Annotated in this window: 10 protein-coding genes; 7 read left to right on the forward strand and 3 right to left on the reverse strand. The window is 70.2% G+C overall.

Annotation, left to right across the window (positions count from 1 at the left end; translation table 11 throughout):
• Positions 1 to 3 precede the first annotated feature (3 nt).
• The gene (locus ABTW65_RS00855) at positions 4 to 2,478 is read right to left on the reverse strand and encodes a winged helix-turn-helix domain-containing protein (protein WP_350657880.1); all 2,475 of its coding nucleotides are present in this window, start codon (positions 2,476 to 2,478) and stop codon (positions 4 to 6) included.
• 340 nt (positions 2,479 to 2,818) lie between these two features.
• Between ABTW65_RS00855 and ABTW65_RS00860 the strand changes: the two genes are divergently transcribed.
• On the forward strand, positions 2,819 to 3,943 hold the full coding sequence (locus ABTW65_RS00860; RefSeq protein ID WP_350657881.1) for an AI-2E family transporter: 1,125 nt from the start codon (positions 2,819 to 2,821) through the stop codon (positions 3,941 to 3,943).
• On the opposite strand, the gene ABTW65_RS00865 is transcribed toward ABTW65_RS00860, so the two are convergent.
• A complete protein-coding gene (locus ABTW65_RS00865; RefSeq protein ID WP_350657882.1) occupies positions 3,890 to 4,090 on the reverse strand; it encodes a DUF8691 family protein in 201 nt (66 codons plus the stop codon). The genes ABTW65_RS00860 and ABTW65_RS00865 overlap by 54 nt on opposite strands.
• A 153-nt stretch (positions 4,091 to 4,243) precedes the next feature.
• Between ABTW65_RS00865 and ABTW65_RS00870 the strand changes: the two genes are divergently transcribed.
• Genes ABTW65_RS00870 through cls form a run of 3 tightly spaced genes read left to right on the forward strand, consistent with a single transcriptional unit; the run spans position 4,244 to position 7,264 of the window.
• A complete protein-coding gene (locus ABTW65_RS00870; RefSeq protein ID WP_350657883.1) occupies positions 4,244 to 5,083 on the forward strand; it encodes a YhjD/YihY/BrkB family envelope integrity protein in 840 nt (279 codons plus the stop codon).
• 34 nt (positions 5,084 to 5,117) lie between these two features.
• On the forward strand, positions 5,118 to 5,786 hold the full coding sequence (locus ABTW65_RS00875) for a GAP family protein (RefSeq protein ID WP_350657884.1): 669 nt from the start codon (positions 5,118 to 5,120) through the stop codon (positions 5,784 to 5,786).
• The gene (cls, locus tag ABTW65_RS00880; RefSeq protein WP_350657885.1) at positions 5,786 to 7,264 is read left to right on the forward strand and encodes a cardiolipin synthase; all 1,479 of its coding nucleotides are present in this window, start codon (positions 5,786 to 5,788) and stop codon (positions 7,262 to 7,264) included. The genes ABTW65_RS00875 and cls overlap by 1 nt, the downstream gene beginning before the upstream one ends.
• Here the strand turns inward: cls and ABTW65_RS00885 are convergent.
• Positions 7,236 to 8,972 carry a SulP family inorganic anion transporter gene (locus ABTW65_RS00885; RefSeq protein ID WP_350657886.1) on the reverse strand — a complete coding sequence of 579 codons (1,737 nt, stop codon included), beginning with the start codon at positions 8,970 to 8,972 and terminating at the stop codon, positions 7,236 to 7,238. The genes cls and ABTW65_RS00885 overlap by 29 nt on opposite strands.
• A 93-nt stretch (positions 8,973 to 9,065) precedes the next feature.
• On the opposite strand from ABTW65_RS00885, the gene ABTW65_RS00890 reads away from it, so the two are divergent.
• The 3 genes from ABTW65_RS00890 to ABTW65_RS00900 all read left to right on the forward strand — a co-directional run bounded on the left by ABTW65_RS00890 (position 9,066) and on the right by ABTW65_RS00900 (position 11,781).
• Positions 9,066 to 10,907 carry a SulP family inorganic anion transporter gene (locus ABTW65_RS00890; protein WP_350657887.1) on the forward strand — a complete coding sequence of 614 codons (1,842 nt, stop codon included), beginning with the start codon at positions 9,066 to 9,068 and terminating at the stop codon, positions 10,905 to 10,907.
• A gap of 101 nt (positions 10,908 to 11,008) precedes the next feature.
• Complete coding sequence (locus tag ABTW65_RS00895; protein WP_350657889.1) at positions 11,009 to 11,428, forward strand: DUF6325 family protein; 420 nt, start codon at positions 11,009 to 11,011, stop codon at positions 11,426 to 11,428.
• Between the two features lie 14 nt (positions 11,429 to 11,442).
• Positions 11,443 to 11,781, forward strand: a complete 339-nt coding sequence (locus ABTW65_RS00900; protein ID WP_350657890.1) for an SHOCT domain-containing protein — start codon at positions 11,443 to 11,445, stop codon at positions 11,779 to 11,781.
• The last annotated feature ends 8 nt before the right edge of the window (positions 11,782 to 11,789 follow it).

Raw genomic sequence — 11,789 nt, forward strand, 5'->3', positions numbered from 1 at the left:
CGGTCAGATCAGCCCGCGCTCGCGGGCCTCACGCACCGCCGCCGAGCGCGTGTTCACCCCGAGCTTCTGGTAGATCGAGCGTACGTGCGTCTTCACGGTGTTCTCGCTGACCCCTTCGGCCGCCGCGATCTCGGGGATCGTCAGCCGCGAGGGGAGGTCGTGGAGCACGTCGATCTCACGTGCGCTCAACAGCGTGCCGATGACCCCGGTGGCGCGGTCCTCCGGCTCGGCGTGGTCGGTGAGCAGGTCCGCGATGAAGCCCTCGGCGGGCCCGAAGCGTGAGCGGTTCCTCGAGAGCAGCGGCTCCAGGTGCGGCCACAGGTCGATGAACGGCCTCCGGAAGTTGTTGGGGACCGCCCACTCGAGCGCCTTCCTGAGCGCGTCGAACGCGCGGACGTCATTGTCCAGGGACGACTCCAGGGCCGCGGCCAGCACCTGCGCGTAGACGATGGTCGTCGGTGCGTGTGCCGGCCGGCTCCCGTCGAGGACCGGCTCGAGTTGCGCCAGCGCCTCGCGGGCCCGTCCGGTGGCGGCGAGGATCTGGGCGTCCGGGATCGTGCCCTCGGCGCTGCCGGGCATCTGGCCGCGGATACGGGCCGCGGTCTCCGCAGCCCAGTCCTCGCTCCCGATGGCGAGCGCCACCCTGATCTCCTGAGGCGTGACGGCGCTGATCGCCGCAGGAGAGACGTGGTCGGCGGTGTCCAGCTGCCAGATCCGGCGGAAGGTCTCGGCGGCCGCGGCCCGGCCCGGCCCCGCCGTGGCCTCGAAGGTCGCCAGCGCGTGCATGCCGCGTACGCCGAACTCCACCTCGGCGTTGTTCACCCCGTCCAGTGCTCGCATGCCGAGCTCGGCGTACTCCAGCTGTCCCTTGCCATCGCCCGTCTGGAAGGCGGTCCACGCGGCCACGAGGTAGGAGTAGGCGAGGCGCGGCGAGTCCCGCCAGCCGTGCTGGGTGGCGAACGCGATGGCCTGGTCGGACCAGGCGAGGGACGCGTTGAAGTCGCACATGGCGCCGGTCATCCCGGACAGCTGCGACATGGTCTCGAGCACGACCTGGTCGTAGCGGCGGCTGCGGGCCAGCACGAGCGCCTGCTGGAGGTCGTCGATGGCTCCGACGTAGTCACCGGCGCGCATCCGGGCGGGTCCGCGCTGGGCAAGGAGCACCAGGTTGACGTCGCTGTCTCCCGTCATGGCGATGTCGAGGATCGCACTGTCCTGGAGGGCGGCGACGGCGTCGCCCCCGGCGAGGGCCCGCTGGACGACGGCCGCGGCGAGCATCGCTTTGTACGTCGGCTCGGGCGGTGGATCGCCGGCCGGCACCGCGCTCAGCGCGTCGTCGGCAGCCGGGAGGTCGTTGACGTCCAGCGCCGCCAGGGCGGCGATGACCGCGACCCGATGGTCGGTGCCGGGCGAAGCGCGGGACGCGATGGCGTCGCGTACGAGATCGCCGCGGCCGGAAAGGACCATGTGGAGCCCGTTCGCGCGAAGCATGCTGTCGAGCAGGGCTTGGTCCCCGCCCCGCGATGCGTGCCGCAGCGCGGTCGCGGGTTCGCCGTGCGTGCCGAGCCAGACCGCGGTGGCCCGGTGCTGGCGTGCCGGAGCCTCGACATCGCGACGGGCGAGAGCGGCGAGCAGGCAGCTCCGTAGCAGCGCGTGGTAGCGGTACCACGCCGAGGCACCCGACTGGCTGACGAGCGCGTTCGCGGCGCACAGCCGGTCGAGGAGGGCGCCGGCGTCGGGCCTGCCGGAGAGGTGGGCGGCCAGGTCGATGGAGAGGTGGTGGGGCGCGCAGGTCGCGTAGAGGAACTCGACCAGCTCGGGGTCGAGCCGGTGGACGACCTCGGTCAGGACGTACTCGATCACCGAGCGGACGTCGCCGTCGAAGGACGCGACGACCGCCGCGGGGTCGTCGCCGCCGACCGTCGCCGCGACCACCGCCATCCGCAGCGGCGCGGCCCACCCCTCGGTCAGGCCGACGAGATTCGAGATCGCGTCAGCCGTCATCGGCAGGTTGCTGGCCGCGAACAGCTCGAGCGCTTCGCCGTCGGTGAAGGCGAGGTCCTTGCCGCGTACGTCTGAGAGCGACCCGTCGAGCCGCAGCCGGTGGAGCGCGAGCGACGGCTCGGAACGGCACGCCAGCACCAGCCCCACCTCGGGTGGCAGCTCGGCGAGGAGGATGTCGAGCCCGCGCAGCACCTCGGCGTCGTGGAGCAGATGTACGTCGTCCAGCACGATCCAGCGCACGCCGGCGACCAGGAGCGACTCGACGACCTTCGTGACGAACCTCGGTTCGGTCTCCTGCCGGGGCGGGGTCAGTCCGTCGAGCTGCTCGGTCCTCCCGGGCAGTCCGGCCAGGACGAGGGACTCGATCAACGCGGACCAGAACTCGTACGGCCTGTCGTCCTGCTCCTGCAGGGACAACCAGGCCACCGGCTCCCCGCGGTCAGCGGCGCGGGCGGCCCAGTCGGCCACGAGCATGCTCTTCCCGTAGCCCGCGGGGGCACAGACCAGAGTGAAGCGGCACCGGCCCACGGCATCCTCGACCAACCGATCCCGGCTGACGAACGACGGCTGTATCCGCGGGACGCGCAACCTTGTCGGCGCCACGTACGCGCGGGAACCGGTGTCTAACATCCGCAAACCGTCGCTACTCCTGTCTCCGAGAGGTCTTTACCCGCAACCATCAAAGCAGCGACTCTTCGGCAAAGTAAGGATCAAAGGGCCTATATACGGGGCCAGGGATACGCACAGGCGGGTGGTCGCACTCACCCCTAACGGGTGATACGGCCATGGTCCGACGGGCTAGAGCATGGGAGCCGTGAGCCCCAGGACGCAGAGCCCGGAAGACGCGGCCACGAGCTGGCCCCCGCAGTTCAGGTTCCTGGCGGTCCTGCTGGCATCCGCGGCGGTGGTCATCCTCGTGGCCGGGCTGAACGCAGCCAGCGGCATCCTCGGACCGCTCTTCCTGGCGATGGTGCTGACCATCGTCGTCCACCCGGCACGGACCTGGCTGGCGCAGCGCGTCCCGGCGGGTGTGGCCACCGCACTCTCCATCATCGCGGTCGTCGTCGGGGTCGTCGGTCTCGGCGTGTGCGTGGTCCTGGCGGTGGCTCGCTTCGCCACCTTGCTGGGCACCTACAGCGGTGCCGCCATGGAGCAGGTCGAGGAGCTCACCGACTGGCTCACCAAGGTCGGTATCGGCACGGACGAGGTGCTGAAGATCGTCGAGTCGTTCGACATCTCGAACCTGCTGTCCGTGGTCTCCGGTGCGCTGAACGGGATGTTCGGGGTGCTGTCCACGGTGGTCTTCATCCTGGCGCTGTGCCTGTTCATGGCCATCGACGCGACGGCGCTGCCGAGGCAGCTGGTCTCGATAGGCGGTCGGCGTCCAGCCCTCGTACGGGCCCTGTCCTCGTTCGCAGTCGGGACGCGTCGCTACCTGCTGGTCTCGACGGTGTTCGGCCTGATCGTCGCCGCCCTCGACACGCTGGCCCTCTACCTGCTGGGCGTACCGGCGCCGTGGGTGTGGGGCCTGCTCGCGTTCCTGACCAACTACATCCCGAACATCGGCTTCGTGATCGGCCTGGTGCCACCGGCGATCCTCGCGCTGCTGGACGGCGACCTCTCGCTGATGCTCGCGGTCATCGCCGTCTACTGCCTCCTGAACGTGGTCATCCAGTCGGTGATCCAGCCGAAGATCGTCGGTGAGGCGGTGGGGTTGTCGGTGACGCTGACCTTCCTGTCCCTGATCTTCTGGTCGTGGATCATGGGTCCGATCGGTGCCGTGATGGCGGTCCCGTTCACCCTCTTCGTGCGCGCGGTGCTCGTGGAGGCCGATCCGGAGAAGAGCTGGCTGATGCCGTTCATCGCGGGAAGCGCCCCGGTGGAGCTACTCGGGGATGGTGACGATCTCGATGACGTCGACCCCCAGGGCGCTCAGTAGATCCAGCACACCCTGCAGCTCCTTCGCGTCGGCGAGGTCGCCGACCAGGGTCGTCGTCGCCGGCTGCGTAGCACGGGTCAGGTGCGGGAACGTCTCGAGGACGTCGTCCGACACCGACGAGCCCACCCGGATGAGGATCCGGGTCATGAGCGCATCACGCCGATCAGATGTCCGTTCACGTTGGCTCCAGAGAGTGGCCTTGGACGGTGGTGGTCTGACCAACGTAAGCGGGCCGGCGCCCGGAGCGGTCACCGGAAACGGGCGAGGGTGAGCCGTCGTGCCGCGGGGAACACTGCTCACGTGAACGTGGCTGCCCTCCGGGGCCGGGTGGACGACGTGATCAGCCACGTCCCGCTTCTGCGGAACCTCGCCACCGAGATCATCCGGATCGAGTTCATCGACCGGTGCATGCTGATCGCCGCTCAGGCGCTCCTGGCCATGGTGCCCATGCTGGTCGTGCTCGCGGCCTTCCTGCCCCACCTCGTCGGGACCGCGCTGGAACAGGTCTCGCAGGTCACCGGCGTCGGCGACGAGGCCGTACGCCAGGTGGCGGGGGAGGTCGACCTCGACCAGGTGCGCTCCGAGACCGGCGCGGTCGGCCTGGCGATCACGATCGTGTCGGCGACATCCTTCGGTCGCGCCGTGCAGCGGATGTTCGAGCGGGTCTGGGAGCAGGAGCACGTCGGAGGCCTGCGGGGAGCCCGTCGTTGCCTGTCCTGGGTCGTCGCCTGGCTGGCCTGCCTCGGGGTGGTCAACACGGTCGTCAACCTGCTCACCGATCCTGGGGACCCGCTCCGGCCCCTGCTCCAGATGCTGGGAGCGAGCGCCGTCTGGTGGGGGAGCAGCTGGGTGCTGCTGTCCGGACGCGCCCGAGGATGGCTGCTGCTGCCGGGCGCCGTGCTGACCGGCGTCGTGCAGGTCCTCTACAGCCGAGGCTCGGCGTGGTTGATGCCTGCCTACGTCGAGTCGAACGCCGAGCAGTTCGGCATGCTCGGCGTGATCCTCGCGCTCTCCACCTGGCTGATCGGCTTCGGCGGCATCGTCGTCGGCGGCGCGCTGCTCGGCCGGCTGATCGTCGAGGACCCGGTCATCGCCCGCAACGTGAGGCGGGTGCGTACGGTTCTCACCCGGACCAGGTGAGGCCGGGGGAGCTGGTCTGCGCTGAGGTCGGGCCATGGAGGAAGCAATCGGCCAGTCGCTACCGATCGCGGTGGGTGTGCTCGTCAGCCCCCTCCCGATCGTCGCGCTCGTTCTCATGCTGGTCAGCCGGCGCGCCGGCTCGAACGGCATCGCCTTCGTGCTCGGGTGGCTCGTCGGCATCTTCGTGCTCGGGTCGCTGGTCGCGCTGCTCGCCGACGGTGCCGGTTCCGGGGGCGAGGACCCGCCGCTCTGGGCAGCCCTGCTGAAGCTCGTTCTCGGAGCGCTGCTCCTCCTGCTCGCCGTACGCAGCTGGCAGGGGCGGCCGGCCGAGGGGGAGACCGCGCCCGTCCCGAAGTGGATGGCGTCGATCGACGCCTTCAACGCGTTCAAGGCGTTCGGTGTCGGCGTACTCCTGGGATCGGTCAACCCGAAGAACCTGCTGCTCGTGGTCTCGGCGGGCGCCACGATCGCGACGGCGACATCGGAGACGAACGAGCAGATCATCGCGGTAGCCGTGTTCACCGTCGTGGCGAGCCTGGGTGTGCTCGTGCCGCTCGGCATCTACCTGTTGGCGGGTGAGAGTGCGGCCCGGCTGCTCGAGGGAATCAAGGCCTGGATGATCGCCAACAACGCGGTCATCATGACGATTCTCCTCACCGTGCTCGGGGTAAAGATGGTCGGCGACGGAGTGGGGTCTTTCTGATGGACAACTCGACCTGGATCGCGAGCCTCGTCAGCGCAGCTCTCGTCGTCGCGCACATCACCGTCTGTGTGGTGGCGTTGGGCGTGATCCCCGGCGGCCGGAAGCCGTCGGTGGGCCTGGCCTGGCTGGTCCTCATCCTGGCGGTGCCGGCGTTCGGCCTGCTCGCCTTCCTGCTCTTCGGGAGCACCAGCGTCGGCCGCAAGCGCCGGGAGTGGCAGCGAGAGGTCAACGAGCGGATCAGCGCCGAGCTCAGGTACGACCCCGCGGCCCTGACGGCTCCCGCGGGCCCGACTGCGGGAGCCGTCCGGCTGAACGAGCGCCTGGGATCCTTGCCGCTGACCGGCGACAACCGGATCGAGGTGCACCCTGAGTACGCGGAGACGATCGCAGCGATGACGGCGGACGTACGCCTGGCGCGATCGTTCGTGCACGTCGAGTTCTACATCTCCGCCTGGGACGACGTCACCAGTGACTTCTTCGATGCGCTCGTCGAGGCGGTCGACCGCGGCGTGGAGGTGCGCTTCCTCTTCGACCACCTCGGTTCGCGCGGCATCCCCGGCCACCAGGACATGCTGTCGCGGCTCGAGGGTTCCGGCATCAAGTGGGCACCGATGCTGCCGGTCCGGCCGCTGCGCGGCGAGCTCCGCCGCCCGGACCTGCGCAACCACCGCAAGATCCTCGTCGTCGACGGGGTGGTCGCGTTCGCGGGCTCGCAGAACCTCATCGAGCCCGGCTACGACAAGCCCAAGAACCACAAGGCCGGGCGCGAGTGGGTCGACCTGATGGTCCGGGTCGAGGGCCCGGCGGTGCGGGACCTGGCGATCGTCTTCGCGACCGACTGGTACGCCGAGACCGCCGAGAACATCCGGGACCTGCTCGCTCCGCGAGCACCCTTGGAGGGCGAGCGCAGCGAACGGGCCGCCGAGGGGGTCGCGTGCCAGGTCGTACCGAGCGGTCCCGGCTTCGTGACCGAGAACAATCTGCGCCTGTTCAACACGCTGATCTACGGCGCGCAGTCGCGGATCTGCCTGGTCAGCCCCTACTTCGTGCCGGACGAGTCGCTTCTCTACGCCGTCACGTCCGCCGCCCAGCGGGGTGTCGAGGTCGAGCTGTTCGTGAACGAGGGCGCCGACCAGTTCATGGTCTTCCATGCGCAGCGCTCCTACTACGCCGAGCTCCTCGACGCCGGTGTCCGGATTCGGCTCTACCCGTCGCCGTACGTCCTCCACACCAAGTTCTTCACTGTCGACGACACGATCGCGGTCGTCGGTTCCTCGAACATGGACTACCGCTCCTTCGCGCTCAACTACGAGGTCATCGTGCTGCTCGAGAGCGAGCAGGTGGTCGAGGACCTGCAGGGCGTGCTCGGCGACTACCGGCAGCGGTCGAGCGAGCTGAGCGTCGAGGAGTGGTCGCGGCGCGGGCGCGGGGCGGCGTACGTCGACAACGTCATGCGCCTGACGGCGGCTCTTCAGTAGCCGCCTCATCACTCGCCGCTGCGAGGGCCGCCTCGACGGTCGGATAGACCGGCGGCTCGCCCTCCTCAGCGGCCTTCGTCAGGACGTCGCGGACCTGGCCCACGTCTCCGGCGAGCGCCAGGTCGACGCCGAGGCGCTGCAGATCGGTACGCAGCTGGGTCAGCATCTCGGTGGCGGTGACGTCGATCGACGGTGTCGCCCGGCCGTCGATCACGACCAGCCGAAGGTCTGGCACGTCCATGGCGAGCTCGCGGATCCGCTCGCGTACGAAGTCGGCGTTGACGAACAGGAGAGGCGCCTCGACCCTGACCACCAGGACACCCGGGATCCCTGCGTACGCCGGGTTTCGGCTCTGGTCGACCCACAGCCCCGGGTGCGCGGACGCACTGCCGTCATCGGTCCCCTCGACAGGGGCCAGCGGCGCGATGTGTGGCCGCGACGTCCGCGCGATGAGCAGGACGACCGAGGCGGCGATACCGATCACCAGACCGGGCAGGGTGTCGAAGACGAGCACGCCGATCAGCGCTGCGACCGCGGCCACGAAGTCGGCGCGGGCGCCGAGCTGGTAGAGCTTGGTGACCTGTCCGGTCCGGACGCGCCACAGCCGCCGCAGCGCAGAGATGTCGACGAGCTCGATCACCGCGGCGATCACGATCGCCGCGAGCGTGGCCTCGGGGAGGTCGGCGAAGAGCTTGGTCATGAACAGCAGGGTGAGCAGCGTGAGCACGGCGGCGGTCACCGCCGAGAGCTGCGACTTCGCACCGGCCGAGCCGTTGACGGCGGTCTTGGACAGTGAGCCGTTGACCACCATGCCGCTGGCCAGGCCGGCACCCAGGTTGGAGACGCCCAACCCGAGCAGCTCACGGTTCGGGTCGATGTCGTAGCCGCTCTTGGCGGCGTACGTCTTGGCGGCGCCGAGGCCCTCGGCGAATCCGACGAGCATCACACCGACTGCGGCGGCGATGAGGTCGCGGAACTCGGGACCCGACACGTCCGGGAGCCCGATGGTGGGCAGGCCGGCGTCGATGTGGCCCACGATGGCGAGTCCGTGCTCATCGAGGCCGAGCAGGGCGGTGAGCCCGATGCAGAACAGGGCCACGAACAGTGAGGCGGGAAGGAGCGGCACCAGCCGCCGGAGCACGAGCAGGACGGCGAGGCTGCCCGCCCCGATCGCGATGGTCAGGGCATCGACGTCGCCGAGCTGGCGCAGCAGGTCCCACGCCTTCTCGAAGAAGTTGCCCGAGCCCTTCTCCACGCCGACCAGCGGCGGCAGCTGTCCGATGATGATCGTCAGCGCGAGCCCGATGATGAAGCCTCGCAGGACCGGCTCGCTGATGAAGGCGGCCAGGAAGCCCAGGCGCAGCAGGCCGGCGATGAGCGCGACGATGCCCGTCGCGATGGCCAGGCCGACGGTGAGCGCGACGACGTCGGCGCCACCGGAGGCGAAGGACCCGACGATCCCGGCCGAGAGAGCCGCGGTCGCCGACATCGGCGCGACGATCAGGTGACGCGAGGAGCCGAGCAGGCTGTAGAGGACCAAGGCGGGAACGGCCGCGTAGAGGCCGACGACCGGCGGCACGCCGGCGATGGTGGCGTACGCCAACGACTCCGGTACGAGCACGGCCCACACGGTGAGTCCGGCGAGCACGTCGGACCTGATCCAGGACGGCGAGTAGCCGCTGAACGACGGAGCGAGGAGTCTGGCCACGTTCGGTGAGGCTGCTATGCCGGGCCCGCTCCGGGATCGCCCGGAAGGGGTGAGCCTCCGCTCACCCGTCCCAGAGCAGGATGCGTTGACGGCGTGGGCCCGACGTCCGTACGCCTTCCTCCTCCCTGGATTGGAGCGCCGGTGGCCAAGGGCGACATGGATCCCGACCCGGACGGCCGTACGCCGCTGCGCAGGCTCTACGCAGGGTCGCTGCGTCGCACCCAGGCACGTGCGGAACGGGTGCTGCGGAGAGAGGTCCAAGAGATCACCCCGAAGAAGCGCCATTGGCGTCGCGACCTCGTCGCCGGGCTTCCCGGGGCCATCGCGAGCGTGCCGGACGGGATGGCGTCGAGCGTGCTCGCCGGGGTCAACCCGACCCACGGGCTCTACGCCTCCTTCGCCGGCCCCATCGCAGGCGGTCTGAGCTCCTCGACCCGGATGATGGTGGTCACGACCACCGGCGCCTCGGCGCTGGCCGCCGGCTCGGTCCTGGCCGGCCACGACTCCGACGACCGGTCGGCGGCGATGCTGCTGCTGACGATCGTCGCGGGCGGGGTGATGCTGCTCGCCGCGTTGTTCCGGCTGAGCCGCTACATCAGGTTCGTCTCGTACTCGGTGATGCTCGGCTTCCTCACCGGCGTCTCGGTCAACATCGTGCTCGGCCAGCTCCCGGACATCGCCGGCGTCGACGCCGAGGGGCCCTTCGCCGCGGCCAAGGCGTGGGATCTCCTCACCCGGCTCGACGAGAGCAGTCTGCCCACCGTCGCTACCGGGCTGGGGGCGCTGTTCCTGCTGCTGGTGCTGGCTCCCACCAGACTGGCGGTGGCCTCGTCGCTGGTCGCGCTCGTCCTACCGACCGTCGCCGTCCTGGTGACAGGGGCCGACGTCGTCAGGGTCAAGGACAGCGGCAAGATCCCGCAGGGCCTGCCCCTCCCGCACCTGCCCGACCTGAGCCTGCTCGACATGGACATGGTGACCGGTGGGATCGCCATCGCGGCGCTCGTGCTCATCCAAGGAGCAGGTGTCGCGGAGGCCGTCCCGAACCTCGACGGCAGCAGGTCCTCGATGCGCCGGGACTTCACCGCCCAGGGTCTCGCCAACGTCGCCTCGGGGTTCTTCGGCGGCCAGCCGGTCGGCGGGTCCGTGGGCCAGACGGCCCTCAACGCGACGGCGGGCGCCGTCTCCCGGTGGGGCGCGATCTGGGCGGGCATCTGGATGGCGGTGATCCTCGTGCTGCTCTCGGGGATCGTCGGCGAGGTCGCGATGCCGACCCTCGCCGCGGTGCTCATCTACGCCGGGGCGACGTCCATCCATCCCCGCGAGGTGGTGGCCGTCGCGCGGACCGGCGTCATCCCCGCCGTCGCGATGACGGCGACCTTCGTCGCCGTCCTCCTGCTGCCGGTCGCGCAGGCGGTCGGCATCGGGGTGGTCGCCTCGCTCCTGCTGCAGCTGCGGCAGGACTCCCTGGACCTCAGGCTGGTACGCATCGAGCGAAACCCGGAGGGGCGCTTCATCGAGAGCCCGGTGCCGCGGACGCTGACGCGTGGCGAGCTGGTCGTGCTCGAGGCGTACGGCTCGTTGTTCTATGCCGGGGCGAGGACGCTGCAGCGTCGGCTGCCGTTCCCTCCCGAAGAGGCAGCGCCGGACCAGGGCGAGGAGCCTGCCACCGCGGTGGTGCTGCGGCTGCGGGGGCGTACGACGCTGGGCGCCACGTTCCTGAAGGTCGTCGGAGACTACGCCCGGGATCTGCAGGCAGCCGACGCCCGCCTCTACCTGTCCGGCGTCGACCCGGACCTGGTCGAGCGCTGGTCGGCGGACGGCACGCTCGAACGGCTCAGCGGGGTCCACATCGAGCCAGCCACCCAGATCCTGGGGGAGTCCACGCACGCCGCGGTGGTGGCGTCCCGGGAGCCACCCGCCGACCGGACCGAGTGACCCGGAAGGTCACCCGATGCGGGTGAGCAGCACGAGCCCATCGCGTCCTAGCGTCAGAATCGTCCTGCCGCCCGGCAGGCGCGTGATACGTGGGAGGCACGATGGAACGCGGCCCGGTCGAGATCCTGTTCCTTTCAATGTCGGAGGACGTCGAGCTCGGCGACCTCGCGGCGGTGCTGCGGCAACCGGTCGAGAGCGGAGTGATCCGGATCATCGACTGCGTGCTGATGGCCAAGTACGCCGACGGTAGTTTCCGGGCCCTTGACCTGGAGGAGGCGGAGGGTCTGCCCGTCGAGCTGGAGGGCCTTCAGATCGACGCCAACGACCTGCTGAGCGACACCGACATCGAGCTGTTCGCCACCGCCCTCGAGCCCGGCCAGGCCGGCCTCGCGGTCGTCTACGAACAGGTCTGGGCCCGGGAGGCCGTCGGACGCATCCGGAGCGTCGGTGCCGAGGTCGAGCTGTTCTTGCGCGTGCCGCCCGAGGACGTCGACGTCGCCTTCGCATCCGCCACCCGCTAGAGAGGAGACACGCTATGTTGCGCAGACGCGCCGGCCGGCCCGGCCTCATCGGCGCCGCCGCACGTACGGCAGTCATCGCCGGCACCGCCACCGCCACGTCGAACGCCGTCAACCGCCGGCAGGCGGCCAAGGCCCAGGAGCAGGCCGAGGCACAGGCGTACGAGCAACAGCAGTACGCCGCGGCCCAGCCGCCCGCCCAGCCGCCCGCACCGCCGCCTGCTCCGCCGCCTGCTCCGGCGGCTCCGGAGCAGAGCGATCTGACCGGGCAGCTCGCCAAGCTGGGTGAGCTGCACAGCCAGGGCGTGCTCAGCGACGAGGAGTTCGCAGCCGCCAAGCAGCGACTGCTCAGCTGACGGATAAC

The organism is Nocardioides sp. NPDC127503, assembly GCF_040302165.1.
Taxonomy (GTDB): Bacteria; Actinomycetota; Actinomycetes; order Propionibacteriales; family Nocardioidaceae; genus Nocardioides.